Origin of the sequence: Rhodovarius crocodyli, assembly GCF_004005855.1 — a bacterium.
Taxonomy (GTDB): domain Bacteria; phylum Pseudomonadota; class Alphaproteobacteria; order Acetobacterales; family Acetobacteraceae; genus Rhodovarius; species Rhodovarius crocodyli.
In genome coordinates this window covers 20,733-38,874 of sequence record NZ_SACL01000013.1, presented here as the reverse complement: position 1 = coordinate 38,874, position 18,142 = coordinate 20,733, and the positions used below count along the sequence as shown (strand labels likewise).

Annotated in this window: 18 protein-coding genes; 12 read left to right on the top strand and 6 right to left on the bottom strand. The window is 68.5% G+C overall.

The window, feature by feature from the left end:
- Positions 1–87: 87 nt before the first annotated feature.
- Both rfaD and EOD42_RS23550 read right to left on the bottom strand, forming a co-directional pair.
- Complete coding sequence (gene rfaD / locus EOD42_RS23555; protein WP_127790050.1) at positions 88–1,077, bottom strand: ADP-glyceromanno-heptose 6-epimerase; 990 nt, start codon at positions 1,075–1,077, stop codon at positions 88–90.
- A 27-nt stretch (positions 1,078–1,104) separates the two neighbouring features.
- Positions 1,105–1,815 (bottom strand): IclR family transcriptional regulator, encoded by a 711-nt coding sequence (locus EOD42_RS23550; RefSeq protein ID WP_127790049.1) that lies wholly within the window; start codon positions 1,813–1,815, stop codon positions 1,105–1,107.
- Between the two features lie 83 nt (positions 1,816–1,898).
- Here EOD42_RS23550 and EOD42_RS23545 point away from each other — a divergent pair, with 83 nt between their 5' ends.
- The 7 genes from EOD42_RS23545 (at position 1,899) to EOD42_RS23515 (ending at position 9,165) form a co-directional block, all read left to right on the top strand.
- Complete coding sequence (locus tag EOD42_RS23545) at positions 1,899–2,864, top strand: Bug family tripartite tricarboxylate transporter substrate binding protein (protein ID WP_127790048.1); 966 nt, start codon at positions 1,899–1,901, stop codon at positions 2,862–2,864.
- A gap of 11 nt (positions 2,865–2,875) precedes the next feature.
- On the top strand, positions 2,876–3,832 hold the full coding sequence (locus EOD42_RS23540; RefSeq protein WP_127790047.1) for a hydroxymethylglutaryl-CoA lyase: 957 nt from the start codon (positions 2,876–2,878) through the stop codon (positions 3,830–3,832).
- Positions 3,832–4,971, top strand: a complete 1,140-nt coding sequence (locus EOD42_RS23535) for a CaiB/BaiF CoA transferase family protein (RefSeq protein ID WP_127790046.1) — start codon at positions 3,832–3,834, stop codon at positions 4,969–4,971. Before EOD42_RS23540 ends, EOD42_RS23535 begins: the two co-directional genes overlap by 1 nt.
- Positions 4,968–5,930: a Bug family tripartite tricarboxylate transporter substrate binding protein gene (locus EOD42_RS23530; RefSeq protein ID WP_127790045.1), complete on the top strand. Its 963-nt coding sequence runs from the start codon at positions 4,968–4,970 to the stop codon at positions 5,928–5,930. The genes EOD42_RS23535 and EOD42_RS23530 overlap by 4 nt, the downstream gene beginning before the upstream one ends.
- Positions 5,930–6,454, top strand: a complete 525-nt coding sequence (locus EOD42_RS23525; RefSeq protein ID WP_127790044.1) for a gamma carbonic anhydrase family protein — start codon at positions 5,930–5,932, stop codon at positions 6,452–6,454. The genes EOD42_RS23530 and EOD42_RS23525 overlap by 1 nt, the downstream gene beginning before the upstream one ends.
- Before the next feature lie 292 nt (positions 6,455–6,746).
- On the top strand, positions 6,747–8,471 hold the full coding sequence (locus EOD42_RS23520; protein ID WP_240655266.1) for an ATP-binding protein: 1,725 nt from the start codon (positions 6,747–6,749) through the stop codon (positions 8,469–8,471).
- Positions 8,472–8,601: 130 nt separating this feature from the next.
- Complete coding sequence (locus EOD42_RS23515; protein ID WP_127790043.1) at positions 8,602–9,165, top strand: SIS domain-containing protein; 564 nt, start codon at positions 8,602–8,604, stop codon at positions 9,163–9,165.
- A gap of 55 nt (positions 9,166–9,220) precedes the next feature.
- On the opposite strand, the gene EOD42_RS23510 is transcribed toward EOD42_RS23515, so the two are convergent.
- The 4 genes from EOD42_RS23510 to EOD42_RS26100 all read right to left on the bottom strand — a co-directional run bounded on the left by EOD42_RS23510 (position 9,221) and on the right by EOD42_RS26100 (position 13,506).
- Positions 9,221–10,105 carry an SMP-30/gluconolactonase/LRE family protein gene (locus EOD42_RS23510; protein WP_127790042.1) on the bottom strand — a complete coding sequence of 295 codons (885 nt, stop codon included), beginning with the start codon at positions 10,103–10,105 and terminating at the stop codon, positions 9,221–9,223.
- Positions 10,102–11,577, bottom strand: a complete 1,476-nt coding sequence (locus EOD42_RS23505; RefSeq protein WP_127790041.1) for a hypothetical protein — start codon at positions 11,575–11,577, stop codon at positions 10,102–10,104. Before EOD42_RS23505 ends, EOD42_RS23510 begins: the two co-directional genes overlap by 4 nt.
- Positions 11,578–11,642: 65 nt before the next feature.
- Entirely contained in the window at positions 11,643–12,686 is a 1,044-nt protein-coding gene (locus tag EOD42_RS23500) for a Gfo/Idh/MocA family protein (RefSeq protein ID WP_127790040.1), read from the bottom strand.
- A gap of 79 nt (positions 12,687–12,765) precedes the next feature.
- On the bottom strand, positions 12,766–13,506 hold the full coding sequence (locus tag EOD42_RS26100) for an inositol monophosphatase family protein (protein ID WP_164868096.1): 741 nt from the start codon (positions 13,504–13,506) through the stop codon (positions 12,766–12,768).
- Positions 13,507–13,599: 93 nt separating this feature from the next.
- On the opposite strand from EOD42_RS26100, the gene EOD42_RS26095 reads away from it, so the two are divergent.
- From EOD42_RS26095 to EOD42_RS23470, 5 genes are read left to right on the top strand one after another with little or no spacing between them, the layout of a single operon-like run.
- Positions 13,600–14,382: a 2-keto-4-pentenoate hydratase gene (locus tag EOD42_RS26095; protein WP_164868095.1), complete on the top strand. Its 783-nt coding sequence runs from the start codon at positions 13,600–13,602 to the stop codon at positions 14,380–14,382.
- The gene (locus tag EOD42_RS23485; RefSeq protein ID WP_127790037.1) at positions 14,382–15,347 is read left to right on the top strand and encodes a phosphoglycerate dehydrogenase; all 966 of its coding nucleotides are present in this window, start codon (positions 14,382–14,384) and stop codon (positions 15,345–15,347) included. The genes EOD42_RS26095 and EOD42_RS23485 overlap by 1 nt, the downstream gene beginning before the upstream one ends.
- Positions 15,348–15,370: 23 nt before the next feature.
- A complete protein-coding gene (locus EOD42_RS23480; RefSeq protein WP_127790036.1) occupies positions 15,371–16,063 on the top strand; it encodes an acylneuraminate cytidylyltransferase family protein in 693 nt (230 codons plus the stop codon).
- Positions 16,064–16,081: 18 nt separating this feature from the next.
- The gene (locus EOD42_RS23475; RefSeq protein ID WP_127790035.1) at positions 16,082–17,290 is read left to right on the top strand and encodes a hypothetical protein; all 1,209 of its coding nucleotides are present in this window, start codon (positions 16,082–16,084) and stop codon (positions 17,288–17,290) included.
- Positions 17,283–18,026 carry a hypothetical protein gene (locus EOD42_RS23470; protein ID WP_127790034.1) on the top strand — a complete coding sequence of 248 codons (744 nt, stop codon included), beginning with the start codon at positions 17,283–17,285 and terminating at the stop codon, positions 18,024–18,026. Before EOD42_RS23475 ends, EOD42_RS23470 begins: the two co-directional genes overlap by 8 nt.
- Positions 18,027–18,142: the final 116 nt, after the last annotated feature.

The following is an 18,142-nucleotide window of genomic DNA, read 5'->3' as shown; positions in this document are numbered from 1 at the left end:
GCACCGGCGGTGCGGCACCGCATCATTCAAGCTGTGGAGGGCAACCTGCGGAGGGCAACCTGTGGAGGCCGACCCGCGGCGAAACCCTCAGCGATAGCTGTCCGCCTGACTCAGGAAGTGGCGCACATAGTCGGTGACGCCCGCCTCCAGCGACTGCATGGGCGCGTTGTAGCCGAAGCCGCGCAGCCGGGTGATGTCGGCCTTGGTATAGTACTGGTACTTGGCGCGCAGTTCCTGCGGCATGTCGATGAAATCGATCGAGGCCTCGCGTTCCATCGCGGCGAAGACGGCGCGCGCCAGGTCAAGCCAGGTCCGTGCCTCGCCCGAGCCCACGTTGAACAGGCCGAAGCCCTCGCGCCGCGCCAGCAGATGCGTGATGACCCGGCAGATATCGCGCACATAGACGAAGTCGCGCATCTGCTCGCCATCGGCGTATTCCGGGCGGTGGCTGCGGAACAGGCGCACCTGTTCGCCCTCGGTGATGCTGCGGAAGATCTTGCTGACCACCGACTGCATCGCGCCCTTGTGCTGCTCGTTCGGGCCATAGACGTTGAAGAACTTGAGCCCGACGCAGAGCGGGGGCATGGCCTCCCCGCGCTTGCGGCGCTCCACCACCGCCTGGTCGAAGATGTGCTTGCTCCAGCCATAGAGGTTGAGCGGGCGCAGGCGCTTCAGATGCTCGAAATCGGCATTGTCGTCATAGCCTTCCTCGCCCTCGCCATAGGTCGCGGCGGAGGAGGCGTAGATGAACGGGATGGCGCGTTCCGCCGTCCAGTCCAGCAGCATGTTCGAGAAGCGGAAGTTCCGCTGCATGATCTCGTCGCCGTCGGTGGCCATGGTCGAGGAATTGGCGCCCATGTGCACCACGGCCGTGATCTTCTGCGCGGCGGGGCCACGCAGCCAGGCCGCCAGCTCGGGCGGGGGCACGATGTCCACGAAGGCGCGCTTGCGCAGGTTGTGCCACTTGCTGCCCTGGCGCAGCAGGTCGCACAGCACGAGGTCGGTGCGGCCCTGCTCGTTCAGCTCGGCCACGATGTTGGAGCCGATGAAGCCGGCAGCGCCCGTGATGAGGATCATGCCCGGCTTTTCCCACGCGCCCCTTGCTTAGGCAACGCGATGCCGGGCCGCACCCAGCGCGCGGGACAGCTCGGCCGCGGATTGTTCGAGCAGGGGCGTGATCCGCGCGCGCTCCGCCTCGCTGAAGCGGCCCATGGGGCCCGCCACCCCCAGCGCGCCCAGGAAGCGCCCGGCCGCCGCGAAGACCGGGCAGGCGAGGGAGGCGGTCTCCGCATCGCGCTCACCCATCGAGAGCACGACGCCCCCGCCCTCGGCCCGCAGCACATGGCCGCTGGCGCCCCGGTCGAGCGGCAGCACCGCGCCCTCGGGCACGCTGTGGCGGATGGTGCGCAGCGCCTCGTGCCGGAACAGGCAGATGCGGTCCCCGCCCTCCCGCACATAGAAGGCCGCCGTCTCGCCGGTCGCGGCGGAGAGGCGGGCGAGGGCAGGGCGCATGTGTTCCGCCAGGTCGAAGCCCGCCTGGTACTGCATGCCCAGCCGCAGCGTGGCGGGCCCCAGGCGGAACAGCCCGTCCGCTCCGCGCAGCAGATAGCCGAAGCGTTCCAGCGAGGCCGCGAGGCGCAGGATGGTGCTGGGGTAGAAGCCGGTGCGGCGCGCGAGGTCGGCCAGCGTCAGCCGGGGGGCTTCCAGGGAGAAGGCGTCGAGCAGCGACAGGGCGCGCTCCACGGCCTCCACCCGCTGTTCGGGGGCGATCTCGGCGGGTGGGCGGCCGCGCTTGCGGGCGGGAGTGTCGGACATTGACCTCTTGGACAGTCTTCTATTAGACTTCTGTCTAGCAGAATAATTTTCTGAACAACAGAAAAATTAGCCGAGGAAACGCCATGCCCCAGATCGCCCGCCGGGCCTTGCTCGCCACCCCGTTCCTGCTGCCGGCGGCAGCCCGCGCGCAGGCCTGGCCGAACCAGCCCATCAAGCTCGTGGTTCCCTATGCGGCGGGCGGCGCCACGGACGTGATCGCGCGGCTCGTCGCCGAGGGCATGTCCCAGAACCTGCCCCAGCGCGTGGTGGTGGAGAACCGCACGGGGGCCGGCGGCAATATCGGCGCGGGTGCCGTGGCGCGCGCGACCGATGGCCACACGCTGCTGTTCAGCAACACGGGCCATGCGGTGAACCGCGCGCTGTATGCCCGGCTGGACTACGACCCCGCGACCGACCTGCTGCCCATCACCATCGTGGCCGAGAGCCCGATGGTGCTGCTGGTGCCCAACAGCGCGCCCTATCGCGACGTGGCCGGGCTGGTTGCCGCCGCCAAGGCCGACCCCGAGAAGCTGAGCTATGCCACCACCGGCACCGGCGGCGTGCTGCAGCTGGTCACGCTGCTGCTGCTGCGCGCGGCGGGCATCCAGATGCAGGACGTGCCCTATCGCGGCTCGGGCCCCGCGGCGCAGGACGTGATCTCCGGCCGGTTGGACGTGCTGTACGACGCGGGCTTCAGCGCCTTTCCGCTGGCCCAGGGCGGGCAGGCGCGGGCGCTGGCCGTCTCCTCCGCGCAGCGCAGCGCCGTGATGCCCGATGTGCCGACGATCGGGGAGGCAGGCTACCCCGCCGCCACCTTCAGCGTCTGGCAATGCCTGTTCGCGCCCAAGGGCACGCCCGAGGCCGTGCTGGGCCGCGTGCAGCAGGCCGTCCAGGCCGCCATCCGCGAACCCGCCCTGGCACGCCGGCTGACCGAGCTCGGCGCCGAGCGGCTGATCGCCAATCCCGTCCCGGAGGCCGCGCGCTATGTCTCGGCCGAGATGACCCGCTGGGAAACCGTTCTGCGTGAGGCCGGCATCCGGCCGCAATGAGGAGTAGACCGATGACCGACCTGCCCAACCGCGTCGAGATCACGGAGGAGGGGCCCCGTGAGGGCTTCCAGATCGAAAAGGGGCCGATCCCGACCAGCGACAAGATCGCGCTGATCGACGCGCTCTCGGCCACTGGCGCCCCGCGCATCCAGGTGGCGAGCTTCGTGAACCCCAAGATCGTGCCCGGCTGGGCCGATGCCGAGGACGTGGTGGCCGGCTTCACCCCGCGCCCGGGCTGCGAGTACTTCGCCCTGTGGTTCAACGCGAAGGGGATGGAGCGCGCGAAGACCTATGCCGATCGGCTGACGCTCTACAGTTCCATCACCGTCACGGCCTCCGAGGCCTTCACGAAGAAGAACCTGAACAAGGACCACGCCGCGCAGCTGGTGTTCCAGCGTGAGCACGTGGCGGCCCACCAGGCGGCCGGCGTGCCGATCACCCGCATCTCGGTGCAGGCGGCCTTCGGCTGCAACTACCAGGGCGAGGTGACGGTGGCGGACGCGATGCGCGTGATCGCCGATGCCTTCGAGGTGGCCAAGGACACCGGCTGCGCGATCAGCAAGATCTCGCTGGCCGACAGCATGGGCTGGGCCGACCCCGCCCATATCGAGCGGCTGGTGGGCGCGGTGCAGGACAAGTACCCCGAGCTCGGCATCGCGCTGCACCTGCACGACACGCGGGGCCTGGGCATCGCCAATGCCTATGCGGGCCTCAAGATGGGCGTGCGGATGTTCGACGCAGCGGTGGCGGGCCTCGGCGGCTGCCCCTTCGCGGGCCACCCCGGCGCGCCGGGCAATATCGCGACCGAGGAGCTGGTCTTCCTCTGCCAGGAAATGGGCATCGAGACCGGCTATGACCTGGAGGCGCTGCTGGAAGCCGCGGCCCTCGCCCAGCGCATCGTGGGCCGCCAGTTGCCGTCCAACCTGCTCAAGGGTGGCAGCCTGTCCAAGTTCCGGAGGGCTGCCTGATGCTTCCCCTCGAAGGCATTCGCGTCATCGAATTCTCCCACATGGTGATGGGGCCGACCTGCGGCGTGATCCTCGCGGATCTCGGCGCGGAGGTGATCAAGGTGGAGCCCCCCGGGGGCGACCGCACCCGCGCGCTGACGGCCTCGGGCGCGGGCTTCTTCCCCGCGCTGAACCGCAACAAGAAGTCGGTGGTGCTGGACACGGCGCTGGAGCGGGACCGCGAGGCGCTGCTGGAACTGACCGACAACGCCGATGTGGTGATCGAGAACTTCCGCCCCGGCGCGCTGGATGAGCGCGGCATCGGCTTCGACACGCTGCGCGCGCGCAACCCGCGGCTGGTGTGTCTCTCCCTGAAGGGCTTCCTGCCCGGCCCCTATGAGAAGCGCACGGCGCTCGACGAGGTGGTGCAGATGATGGCGGGCCTGGCCTACATGACCGGCCCGCCGGGCCGGCCGCTGCGCGCGGGCGCGCCGGTGAACGACATGATGGGCGGCATGTTCGGCGCCATCGCCGTGATGGGCGCGCTGATGGAGCGCAACACCACCGGCGTGGGCCAGGTGGTGCAGTCCGCCCTGTTCGAGACCTGCACCTTTCTGGTCTCCACCGCCATGATGCAGAAGGCGATCACCGGGGTGGAGCCGCCGCCGATGCCGGGCGGCCGACGGTCCTGGGGTGTGTACGACATCTTCACCGCCAGCGACGGCGTGCAGATCTTCGTGGGCGTGGTGACCGACCGGCAGTGGCAGATCTTCGCCGACATCCTGAAGCGGCCGGACCTGATCGTGCCGGAGTTCGGCAACAACGCCGCGCGCAGCCTGGCGCGCGAGAAGCTGATCCCGATGGTCCAGGAAATCCTCGGCGCCTACACCGTCAGTGAGATCGAGAGCATGTGCGAGAAGGCGGGCCTGCCCTTCGCCCGCATCAACAAGCCCTGGGACCTGCTGGACGACCCGCATCTGAACGCGAGCGGCGGGTTCCATGACGTGCATCTGACCAACGGCACGCCCACCCGCGCGCCGGCCCTGCCCATTCTGCTGGGCGACAGGCGGCCGGGGCTCAGGCTCGACCTGCCCCAGGTGGGCGAACACAACTTTGAGATCCTGGGGCGCGAGGCCCCGGGCAAGGAAGCAGCGGAATGAAGCGTCGTCTGTTCATCGGGGCCGGCCTGGCCCTGCCCATGGTCGCGCGCGCGCAGGGCAGCTATCCGGAGCGTGCCATCCGCCTCGTCGTGCCCTTCCCGCCGGGCGGCGGCACCGACACGATCAGCCGCGAGGTGGCGGGCCAGATGCAGGCCATCGCGAACTGGACGGTGGTGCCGGAAAACCGGCCCGGCGCCGGCGGCAACATCGGGCTGGACGCGGTGGCGAAGGCGGCGCCCGATGGCTACACCATCGGCATGGGCCAGACCTCCAACCTGGCGATCAACCCGACGCTGTACCCCAACATGCCGTTCCACCCCACGCGCGACCTGGCCTTCGTCTCGCTGATCGCGGCGCAGCCGCTGGTGCTGGTGGTGGGCAAGCAGGCGCCCTGGCGCGACATGCCGGCGCTGCTCGCCGCCATCCGCGCGGCGCGGGAGCCGCTGACGGCCGGCCACCCCGGCAACGGCACCGTCGGCCATCTGTGCGGTGAGCTGCTGAGCCGCCGCCTGGGTGCCGAGATCACCCAGGTGCCCTATCGCGGGGCCAGCGCCATCGTGACCGACCTGCTGGCCGGCCGGGTGGACATGTATATCGGCACGCCCTCCACCGTCCGTGGCCTGGTGGCCGGCGGAGAGTTGCGTGCCCTGGCCGTGACCAGCGGCGAGCGCAGCCCCTTCCTGCCGGAGGTGCCCACCATCAGGGAAGCCGGCGTCGAGGGCGTGGTGGCGGAAAACTGGACCGGCATCGTCGCCCCCGCCCGGACCCCCGCAGAGGTGGTGCGCCGCTGGAACGCGGAATTGAACCGCGCCCTGGCCGGTGAGGAGATGCGCGCCAAGCTCGCCCAGGACGTGAGCGTGCCGAGGGGCTCGACAAGTGACGAATTCCGGGCCTTCGTAGAGCAGGAAACCGAGAAATGGGGGAGGATCGTGCGTGAAGCACGCATCCAATTGACCTGATGAGCCTGTACGCGTTGAACGGCGTGGCGCCGAAGCTGCCGCGCGAATACTGGATCGCCCCGGGTGCCCAGGTGATGGGCAACGTCATCCTGGAGGAGGAGGCCAGCATCTGGTTCAACGCGGTGCTGCGCGGCGACAACGCGCCGATCACCATCGGCGCGCGCAGCAATGTCCAGGACGGGTCGGTGCTGCATGCCGATACCGGCGTGCCGCTGACCCTGGGTGAAGGCGTGACGGTGGGCCACAAGGCCATCCTGCACGGCTGCACCGTGGGCAACCATTCGCTGATCGGGATGGGGGCCACCATCCTGAACAACGCGAAGATCGGGAACTTCTGCATCGTCGGCGCCAATGCGCTGGTGACGGAAGGGAAGGAGTTCCCGGACTACTCGCTGATTGTCGGGTCGCCCGCGCGGGTGGCCAGGACGCTGGACGAGAAGGCCGCCGAGAACCTGCGCCGGTCGGCCGATGGCTATGTCGCCAACTGGCGGCGATTCGCGGCAGGGCTGGTGAAGCTGGGCTAGAGCTCTGGGATAAGGCTTGGGGCAAGGCTGGGCGCTGAGCGGCGCCCGGCCTTTGCCTGTAGATAAAATGGCAAGATTGTACCGGGTACAACCAAGTCCCGGTCCGGGCACATTTGCCGTCTACAACTATGTGTGAGGATGAGGCTGCCGCTTTGACCGGGGCGCAGGGAAGGTCTCGCCTCCTGTCCTGCCGGGTGCTTCTCTCTTTGTCTAACGCCGCTGCGAGATGTCTGCTAGGCTGCTTCCAACCCCCTTCGGCCGCTTGGCCGCTTTCTCGGAAGAGGATCTGAATTTGAGCGCCAACGTCGCCAAGCTTCGCGTGCGGGATGAGGATTTCCTCGTCGCCTCGATGATCGAGCGTTGCCCCAAGACCATGATGATCCGCGAGCTTCTGAAGAACGCGATGGAGGCAGCCGCTGCCGAGACCGGCGTGGCGGGGCGGGTGGAGTTCTCCCCGCTGAATCTGGGCGAGGTGACGAAGCTGGCCATCTGGAACACCGGCCGGGGCCTGACGGCGGCCGAGCTTGATCAGATGTGCGACATCGCTTCCTCCATCCGCAAGGAAACCGGGCTGGACCGCAATTTCGGCATGGGCGCCAAGGTTGCGGCGCTTCCCTCCAACCAGCTCGGCATGCGCTACCGCTCCGCCCATGAGGGCACGGTCCATGAGGTCGTGATCGGCAAGTATGACGGCGTCTATGGCCGCCTGCTGCGCGCCGATGCTGAAGGTGCCATGGCAGGGGTGCTGCCCGCGACCGAGGCCGCCGCCGCCGAGGGGCGCGATGCCGCCGGCGAGTGGACCGAGGTCGTGCTCATGGGCAATGACGAGCAGCAGAACACCGTCACGGACCCGTACAACGGCAACCCCCGCAGCCCGGCTGCCTGGCTGTATGAGGCCGTGCGCGGACGCTTCTTCCGCTTCCCCGCCAATCTCGACATCGTCTTCTGCCGCGGCATCGCGGGGCTGAGGGATGACCGCAGCCTGGTCAGCACGGCCGACAGCCTGGCCGCGCTTGAGCAGTACGAGGCGGTGCGCACGCCTGAGGGCATCGTGATCCACTATGCCTTCGACCCCCGCCTGGTCGACCAGACCGTGCGTCATCCGAGCATGCCCTGGGCCAGCAACGAAGGCCGTCTGGCGCTGGTGCACCGCGACGAGTGCTACGGCGTCCTGCGCGGGGCGCTCTGGCTCAAGGAATCGCCGAGCTTCGGCATTCCTTTCCTGGCCCGCGGCATTTCCATCCTGATCGAGCTGCCGGACGACTACCCCGTGCTGACCGACGCGTATCGGGAGTTCCTGCGCTATCGCAACGACCGGCAGGACCAGGTCAAGCCGAATGATTTCGCGGCGCTCGTCGTGAAGCACCAGCCGGCTTGGCTGATCGAGCTGCTGGCCAGCGCCATGCCGGATGCCGACTATCTGGACGACGTTCTGGCCGAGATGAGCCTTCTGCTGGAGGAGATGGGCGTGGCGCTGCGCCGGCCGGGGCAGGCGCCGCGCTTCGCGCCCCCGCGCGCGCCGGACCCTGAGCGTGAGCGCGAGCGTGAGGGAGAGCCCGAGCCGCCGCCGTTCAAGGCCGAGAAGCCGCCGGCCATCCTGCTGCTGCGCAATTCCGCCGATGTCAGCGAGCGCGGCCTGACCTACCGCGCGGCCGCCTATTACCCGGAAACCCACCAGCTGCACGTCAATCTGCTGTATCCGGCCGTGACCGACGTTGCGCAGTCCCTGGCCTCATGGGAGAGGCCGGAACTCGACCTCGAAGGGGTGCGGCTGGCGGCCCAGCTGGCCGCGGAGCGCAGCATGGTCGCCCGCGTCGCGCGCTCGCTCGCCTATGGGTTGGCCAAGCGCGGCCGGCCGCGCGAATGGGCGGACGGCCACCTGCGCGTCGTCTTCTCCAGCGAGGCCCTGACGCTGGCGGCTGACGACATCAGGACCGGCCAGGCCGAGATCGAAGCCATTTTCAACGAGGCGCTGAAGGCGGTGGGCCCTGCCGCCGCCCCGGATGAGGCCGCTTGATGCCACAACGGAAATGTCGGCTGCGCTACGCTCCATAAGTTGATCGTTGCGCGGTGCTTCAGCAAAATTCGCTATAGTGCCTTTGGCCTTCCGGCTGTAGGTATGGTGCATCGCACACTTGGAGGTTGAAATGGCGTGGGATACCTGGCTTGAGGACTATTATAAACTGTATCAAAAGTTTCTTTATTCTCCGGAAACAAAAGATAATTTGATTGCATTTTATAATTTGTGCCAGGAAGTCAGGGCGAGCAAGAACAAGCTGATGTTCGCGGGTAATGGGGCCAGCGCCTCCATCGCCTCCCACGCCGCCGTCGATTTCACCAAGCAGGGCAAGACGCGGGCCGTCGACTTCAACGAGCCGAACCTGATCACCTGCCTGTCCAATGATTTCGGCTTCGAGAACTTCATGGCCAAGGCGGTCGAGTTCTACGCCGAGGACGGCGACGTCCTGGTGCTGATCTCGGTGTCCGGCAACTCCAAGAATGCCGTCAACGCCGCCAAATACGCCAAGTCGCGCGGGATGAAGGTCGTGACCTTCACCGGCAGCGCGCCCGACAACCAGCTGCGCGCGCTGGGCGACATCAATTTCTGGCTCGGCTCGCGCGCCTACAATGTCGTCGAGGGCCTGCACATGGTGTGGCTGACCACCGTCGTCGACATGCTGGTCGGTCAGGCCGAATACGCGGTGGCCTGAGCGGGCCTCAATGGTCCTCGGGGGGCGGGGCCGCACGCGGCACCGCCTTCAACCTTCAGGCGTCGAACAACGCCACAGGGCTGCCAGCGGGCACGCCGTCCAGCCTGAACAACCCGCCCATGGCCGGATAGGCCTGCAGCATCTCCGCGGGTTTTCCCTCGCGCAGGCTGGTCACGAACAAGGTGTCGAGCCCTGGTCCGGCAAAGCAGGGCATGGTCGGCGCGGGCACCGGGAAGGCCAGCTTGCGTGCCAGCGCACCCGTTGGCGTGAAGACATTGATGCAGCCCGCCGATGCGCCCGCCGACCAGTAATTGCCCTGCGCATCGCAGGCCCCGCCGTCGGGCCGGCCTTCCTCATTGGGCACCGTGGCCAGGCGGCGACGGTTCGTGATCTCGCCGCGCGTCGCATCGAAATCCCATGTATCGATCCAGGGGCCGCGGGTGTCCGCGTGGTACAGCCGCGTGCCGTCCGGCGACCAAGCCAGGCCGTTGGAGATGGTGAACCCCTCCAGCTTGCGCTCCACCTTGCCCGAGGGGGAGATCCGGTAGAGCGCGCCGCTCGGCGTCTTGTCCGGCAGGTTGTTCATGCTGCCGACCCAGAAATGGCCGTCCGGCCCCACCTTGCCGTCGTTCAGCCGGTTGCAGTCCGGCTCGTCGTCCAGCTCCGCCAGCGGCTCGCTGCGGCCGGTCTCGGGGTCGAACAGCAGCACGCTGCGCTTCTGCGCCACCACCAGCCGGCCCGACCGGCACAGCCCGAGCGAGGCGACGACCTCCGGGAACCGGTGCTCAGTCACCCGGGCCGATGAGGGCGCATAGGCGAGCAACCGCCGGGCGGGAATATCGCACAGCCACAGCAGGTCGCGCGCGGCGTCCCACAGGGGGGATTCCGCCACCCCCGCCTGAAGGTCCAGAACCAGCCTGAAATCCATCGTCTCGCTCATGCTCGTGCCTCGCCTACCGGCCGGAACCAATTGCTTCTCGCCCGCTCCAGCGCCGCCAGGCGCCGGCGGCCGTCTTCCGCCAGGCCGTCGCGCTGGGCACCGTCACACAGCAGATCGCCGATGCGTTCCATGCTGTCGATGGCGGCCGCGCCCAGGCCGCGCGCATGCGGGTTCAGGGGATGCGTCAGCACCGGAATGCCGGCTTCCCAGCCCAGGGCGATCAGCGCGCGTTCATCCGCCAGCGGTTCCGGCAGCCAGAGGCCGATGCAGCGTGGGTCCTGCCCCCGGAGCAGCGAGGCGACGGGGACCCGCGCATCGGTGCTGCCGCCCCAGGGCGAGACGCGGCGGGCCAGACCGGCCTCGGCCAGTACCAGATCGAGCCCGGCGGCGGCCGTCAGCGGGCGCAGCAGCGCCTCGAGGCCGCGCGGCAGAGTGCCTTCCTGGCTGGCGACCAGCAGGAAGGGGCGTTCCACGCCGAGTGCCGCGCCGGGGTCGGGCGCTGCCTGCCCGGCAAGGCGGCGGGCAGCGGACAGCACGGCGGCCGGCGCTGTCGGCAGTTCCCACAGGTCCGGGCGCAGGCAGATGGCGGCCGCGGCATCGGCGCGCAGCTGCTGCAGGGCGGCACCCGGCACGCCCTCATGCTCCTCGCCTTCCAGCAGCAGCAAAAGAAGCCGGGGCACGCCCGTCGCCTCCAGCAGGCAGCGGGCCATGCTCTCGCTTCCGGGGCCCGCCTCGAAGGCCATCAGCACGCTGTCATAGTGCCGCAGGTTGCGGTGCAGCCAGGCGGCGAGGGTGGGAGAGGCGGGCGGCATGCCGCGCGGCGGCGGACGGAGGGCACGGATGGAGGCCTGCCAGTTCCCGGCGCGGAACAGCCGCAGCCACGCGGCGCCCGAGAGCGCCATGCTCATGCGCTGCACCGCGCGGCCATCGCCGCAATCCAGCCCGAGCAGGCGCAAGCCGCCTTCCAGCCGGCATTCCAACAGGGTGAAGGCGGCTGTCGCCTCGGGGATCTCGACTTCCAGCGCGCGCCTGCCCGGGGCCAGATCGGCTGTGGCGATCCGGCTGGGCGCGGCGGGGCCGTCGGCCGCCCACACGCTGATCTGCCGCGCTCCGTCCAGCCGCAGTTCCAGCCGCGCCCATCTCGTCCCCGGCGGAAGCAGCACGGAGAAGCCGCCATCCTCTCCCGGGCGGCGCCAGAGCATCGGTTCGGTGATCGTGAGGCCCGCGAGCGCGGCAAGCGGCGGGGCAGGGGGGACGCGGGGCGGGCAGGGTTCTTCCGGCAGGCGGAAGATCGCCCCGACCTGACGGGCGAGGCCGTCATCCAGCGCCGCGGTCGCGGCAAGCACCAGATCGGCATGCAGACCCGCCGCACGCATGTCACTAAGCGTCTCGGCCAGCGCCGCGTGGTGCCGCGCGTTCATGCTCGCCGACAGGACGAGAAGGCGCGCGGGCGTCTCTGCCGCTGATGGCATCGGTACTGCGCTGTCCAACGCTGGGCACCCGGCGGCGGGCCGCAGGGGCCCGCCTGCCTCAAGCTTCAGTTGCGCCCGACCACCTGCAGGTTCTCGTGCAGGGACTCGGAGAGGTGATGATCGTTCGAGTAGATGCGGTCGATCAGCGACATGACGTCCAGCGCCTGGTTGGAGTTGCCGTACAGCACCGGCATGCCGAGCGAGACGGCATCCATGAAATGCTCGGCTTCCCGCGCCCAGGAGGTATCGACGTTGAACACCATGCGCTCCTCGGTATCGAAGCTGGAGGCGGGGGCGGTGGCGCGGTTCTTGGCGATCGTCAGTTCCTCGACACCATAGGTGCCGGAGGAGGTCTTGAGGCCGTTGAGCACGAGGTAGCCGCGCTCCAGGAACACTTCCAGCGAGAACAGGTGGCGCCACTGGGTCATGGTGGAGTGGAAGGAGACTTCGACGCCGCTCTGCCGGTTGCGCATGATGGCGAAGACGTTGTCCTCGATGCCGGGGATCTTCCAGTAGCGGCTGGAGACGAAGGCATGGACGTCGTCGAAGGGCGCGCCGGTGATGTGCAGGAACAGGTCCAGCATATGGATGCCCTGGTCGAGCAGGATGCCGCCGCCGGCACGCTCGCGGTCGGAGCGCCAGGTCTTCAGGTAGTCGCTGTCGACGCTCTTGCCGTAGCGGCCGCGCATCCACAGCACCCGGCCATAGGCGCCGCTGTCGATCACCTGCTTCATCTTCAGCACGCCGCCGTGGTGGCGGTGGTTGAAGCCGTACATCAGCACGCGGTTGGACTCGCGCTCGACCTCCATGATCTCCTTCACGTCCTCGGCGGTGAAGGCGGGCGGCTTCTCGCAGAAGACGTGCTTGCCGGCCTTCAGGGCTGCGATGGTGAAGGGCTTGTTCACTTCGTTGGTCGCGCAGACGAAGACGATCGTGATCTTGGGATCATCGATGATCTCCTGCGCGGAGGCGGCCACGGCAAAGCGCGGCTTCTCGGGCAGGTAGTTGTCGAAGACCTTCAGGATCTTCGCGCGGCCGTCCTCCTCCAGGGCGGCGGCGCGGATCTGTCCCATCTTGCCGAAGCCGATGATGCCGACGGTATGAGCCATGTTTCTCGGTCCAATCGATCCAGACGCATGAATTAACGAGGGCGGGGTGCCCGAAAGGCGTGGCGGACAGGCGTGCCGCCTATCGCTCCACCAGGACGTTCACCCCGTATTCCGACACAGGCTGACAGAGGATGGTCGTGGCGCCGGCACCCTGGGCGAGGGCCAGCCCGGCCGCCACGTCCCACCACATGATTCCATTCTCCGTGTAGCCATCAAGCCTGCCCGCGGCCACCCAGGCGAGGGACAGCGCGGCGGCGCCGAGCATCCTCATCTTGGTCCAGCGGGCGGTGAGCTCACCCATCCGCTCCAGCGTGACATTCACATCCGCGCGGGAGGGGAAGCCCGTGGCCAGCATCTGCCGGGTTGGGGCCGGTTGAGTAATAAACTCTTCGTTAAGTTGCAGGCCGAGGCCTGGGCCACCACTGAAAAGTTCGTCACGTTCCGGGTCGTAGATGGCGCCGAACACGGCGGTGCGACCACGGCAGAGGGCCAGAGAGATGCCATAGAGGGGCACGCCCCTGAAATAGTTGAAGGAACCGTCGAGGGGGTCGAGGACCCAGTGCAGATCGTCCGGTTGCGGTTCGCGGCCTTCCCAGCCGCCTTCCTCGCCCAGCACCGGCAGATCGCTATGTTGGGCCAGGAATTCGCGGATCATTGCCTCGGACGCGGCGTCCTCGGACAGCTTGATGTCGCGTCCTAATTGAGACACGGGCGATCGATCCGTACCCCGTTTCATTTTTATGAAGTCTTTGGTGATTTTTACCGCTTTTTTGGCGGTGTCAAAAAGATATTCATTTTCAGGAATTGTATCTATCTTCACCGAAAATGACCCTGGATTGTTAAGCGTGGTCGAGACTTTACACGTTCTGTGAATATGTGGCAATGAATATACAGTGGCGAACGGAGCCGGAATTTGAGCGAGCATGAAGCGTTGGCGGCGCGTATCGCTGCTGCTTTCGACACCACCGAGGTTGTGGAGCCCCGCCCCGGAGAACTCCCGACCGACCAGGATGCGTCCGAGAGGCTGGTCGATGCCATCGTCGCGCGGCTCGGCGGGGTCGAGGCCTATAAGCTGGGCGCCACCATCGCCGCCGTGCGGGCCAATCTGGGCGTCTCCCGTCAGTTCTTCGGCCCCATCCCCGGCAATCGCGTCTTCGCTGACGGGGAGGAGGTGCCGGCCCATCTCGCCCGCCAGCGCGGCGTGGAATGCGAATACGCCTTCAAGTTGTCCCGTGACCTGACGCCCGCCGATGCGGGCATCGACCGCGCCGGCCTGCTGGCCGCGATCGGCAGCGTCCATGCCTCCATCGAGATCCCGGGTTCGCGCTTTAGCGGCCTCGGCGCGCATGGCGGCTTCGCGCTGATCGGCGACACGGGCGCGGTGGGCTCGCTCGTGGTCGGCAGCGGAGAGGCGGTGGGCGACCCCGCGCGCCTCGATGAGGCCCCGGTTATCCTGGAGGTCGAGGGTGCCGAGCCCTTCACCGGCAATGCCTCGGTGATCGATGGCGGTGCCTTCGGCCCGCTGCTGGCCTTCGTGCAGACGGCGCTGGCGCGCGGCTATTCGCTGAAGGCCGGCCAGGTGATCGCCTCGGGCAGCTGCACCGGCTACATCGAGGTGCCGGCCGGCAAGCTCGTGACCGCGCGCTTCCCCGCCATCAACGGCGTCGTGACCATGCGCTTCGCGGAGCCCGCCTGATGGCGCTCTCCAACGCGCCGAAGGTGGCGGTTCTGTCGCGGTCCTTCTCGCGCCATCCCATCCTGCGCGGCGAGATGGCCGCGCAGTATGAGAATGTGACCTTCAACGACACCGGCCGCACCCTGGCCGGAGACGAACTGATCGGCTTCCTCAAGGGGCATGACAGCGCGATCGTGGCGCTGGAGAAGATCACGGCTTCCGTCTTCGAGGCGCTGCCCGAGCTGCGCGTCATCGGCAAGTACGGCGTGGGCCTGGACAATGTCGACCTGCGCGCGGCAGCGGCGCATGGCGTGAAGGTGGGCTGGACGGGCGGTGTGAACCGCCGCTCCGTGGCCGAGCTCGCGCTGTGCTTCATCATCGCGGCCTTTCGGGGCGTCAGCATTTCCCAATCTGAGATCCGTGGCGGCATCTGGCGCCAGTATCTCGGCCGGCAGATCTCCGACGCGACGGTCGGCCTGCTCGGCTGCGGCCATGTCGGCAAGGAGCTGGGCCGGATGCTGCGCGCGCTGGGTGTGCGCGTCCTGGCGCACGATATCCGCGACATCAGCGACTACTGCGCCGAGACGGGGGTGGAGAGCGTGGGCCTCGACGCGCTGCTCGCGCAGTCGGACGCGATCTCGCTGCATGTGCCCTCCACGCCCGACACGGCCAATGTCATCAACACCGCCCGCCTGGCCGCGATGCGCCGCGGTGCGGTGCTGGTGAACACGGCGCGCGGCGGGCTGGTGGATGAGCTGGCGCTGAAGGCGGCGCTGCAGGAGGGGCAGCTTTCGGCGGCCTGCTTCGACGTCTTCGCCTCGGAGCCGCCGCAGGATGTGGAATTGCTGAACCTGCCCAACTTCCTGGCGACCGCGCATATCGGCGGCAGCGCCAATGAGGCGGTGGTCGCCATGGGCCGCGCCGCCATCGCGGGGCTCTCGCAGGCGACGGACCCGCTGACCTTCCTCAGCCCCTGGGCTCCCTGACGAGGCGACGATACGAGGCGACGATGACCAATATCGCGATGATTCCTGCCCGCATGGGCAGCCAGAGGCTGAAGCAGAAGAACCTGCTGCCGCTGCGCGGCGTGCCGCTGCTGGCGCATGTCGTGCGCAAATGCCTGAACGCCGGCGTATTCGACGAGGTGTGGGTCAATTCCGAAAGCGATGTCTTCGGTGAGATCGCGGTGAAGGAAGGCGCGCGCTTTCACAAGCGCCCTGACGAGCTGGCCAACAACGTCGCGACCAGCGAGCAGTTCGTGGCCGAGTTCCTGGACAAGCACCCCTGCACCCGCCTGTTCCAGGTGCATTCCATCGCGCCGCTCATGACCATGGATGAAGTGAAGCGCTTCACCCAGGAGATGATCGAGGGCGACTACGACGTGATGCTGAGCGTCGTGGACGAGCCGCTGGAGGCATTCTGCCGCGGTGAGCCCGTGAACTTCACCCTGGCCGAGAAGACCAACTCCCAGGACCTGCCGCCGGTGCGCCGTGTCACCTGGTCCATCACCGGCTGGCGCGCCGCGACCTATCTGGAGGCGACGCGCGCCGGGCAGTGCGCCACCTATGCCGGCAAGGTCGGCCTGTCCCCGGTGAACCGGCTGGCGGGCCACGTCATCAAGACGGCGGAGGACCTTGCCCTGGCCGAGGCGCTGTACCCGCTGGTGCATGGCGAAGCCGAGCCTGCCGCTGCCGCGGTCTGACCGCGGCGCCGCGGGGCGATGACGAGGATATTGTTCGTCGTCGGGCCTGCCAGGTCTGGCGTTACCGCGATGTCGGGCGCGCTGTCGCACGCGCTGCGCTGGCCGCAGCGCGACGTGTCGGCCGAGTTGGCGCGCGTCAGCCTCGTCGCGGATGCGGCCAGGCGGCAGGCCGCGCGCCTGGCGGAGATCGGGGAGCCGCCGCCGCCCGGCGGATTGCTGAGCGAGCGCATGGCGCAGGCGCTGCTGGCCGACATCCTGCAGGGCTGCGACGGGCCGGGTATCGTGCTGCGCGCGGCGGAGATCCTGCCCGAGCCCGCGGTGCTGACCGGCCTGCGCCGGCTGCTGCCTTTCCTGCCTTCGGCCCGGGCCGTCATCATGCGGCGCGGAGCGGTGGAGAATGTGGCCGGCCGCCTGCGGGCGCGCCCCCGCATGGGCTTCGCCGCGCATTGCATGAGCTGGGCCGCGGCGACGCTGGCCGGGGAGGCGCTGGTCCAGGCGGCACCCGCCGCCTGCCTGCCGGTGGAGTTCGCGGCGGTGCTCACCGACCCTGGCATGGCCTTGGCGGGGATTGCGCGTTTTTGCGGCCTGGCGCCCGCCACGGCCACGCTGGCCGCCGGTTGGCTCAGGGATTTCCGGCCGGCCGGCACGGGGCTCGACCCCGTGACGCGCGCGCCCGGCCTGGCGGGGATGGGATGGAGCACGCCTGAGAAGATGATGTTCCTCGACCTGTGCGGTCCCGCCATGGCGGCGACCGGGCAATCGCCCGAGAAGCCAGCCGCCGCCCTGCTCGGCACGCCCCTGCACCTCGGGGAGATGGCGCGGGACGGGCGGCTGCGTGTGGTGGGGATGGAGGCGATGCTGCCGCCGGAGCGGGCCGAGGGGACCGTACGGCTGCGCGCGACCGGTGCCGCCGGTGCCGTGGCGCATTTCCCCTTGATGGCGCCCGCCGGGCGGGACCGATTCGAGGCTGTGTTCACGGGGCTTGCGGCCAATGGCGCGGATTTCGGCCTGCGGCTCGAGATCGTGTCGAGCCTGTCGCGCCAGGTGCTGCTGGCGCGCGAATGGGGGCTGCCGGCCGGCGGGCACGCTGGCATCCGCCAGGATTTGATGAACCTGCCGGCCATGGTCGATGTCATTCTCAGCTTCGGGCCGAGGCAGGAGTATGAGGGCTGCGGGCTGGATATGGTGGCTTCCTTCGCGTCTGGAGACTGGGCAAGGCATGGCTGACGACACATTGGCCGATGCGGCCCGGGCGCTGGCCGCCGCTTTCGCCGGCAGGATGGATCTGCGCGACATGGACAGTGTCGGCGATGCGGTGGACCGCGTGCTGCGGCAGCGCCTGCTGAGCGGCTACGCGCAGGAGCTTGAGGGGCAGCCCCCCGAGGCGTCGCTGCGCTGGATGCTGGAGCGGCTGGCGACGCTGGAGGCGCGGCTGCTGACGCTGCAGGCGGCACAATGGCAAGGGGTGCCCCCGCCCTTCGTCGAGCAGGCGGGCCATGCGGCCCCGGCGCGGTCCTTCGAGGAGATCCTGATCCCGGCCGAGGTCAGGGTCCTCTGCGACGAGGTGGTCTCCTGCGAAGGGTTCTACTCGGCGGAACGCAGCGGCACCGGGGCCCCCTATCGCTGGCTCGGCCCTTCCACGCGGGCTGCGATCGCCGTGCCTCGGCTGAAGGGGCCGCTTGAGGTCAGGCTGCACCTGTTCTCGGCGATGGTGCCGCACGCGCTGGAACGCGTGCGCCTGTCGGTGGGCGGCGGGGAATGGGGGGCGGTGACGGTTGCCGAGGAGGGGGGCTTCACCGTGCTGACCTCTCTGGTCGAGCCGGGTGACGCGCAATGGGCGGCCTCGATGCAACTGGAGATCGACGCCGCGCAGACGGATTCGCCCGCCCGCCATGGCAGCGCGGACCAGCGCGAGATGGCATTCGCGCTGTCCTGGGTCGCATTGAAAACGATGTCGGATTGAATTTTTACGAAATAATTCGCCGAAGTGAAATAATGAGACGGAGTTGGGAGGGCTTATTCACCAAAATATGAATGCGAAAGAGACATAATTTTTTGCATTGCAAAATGAGAAGAACC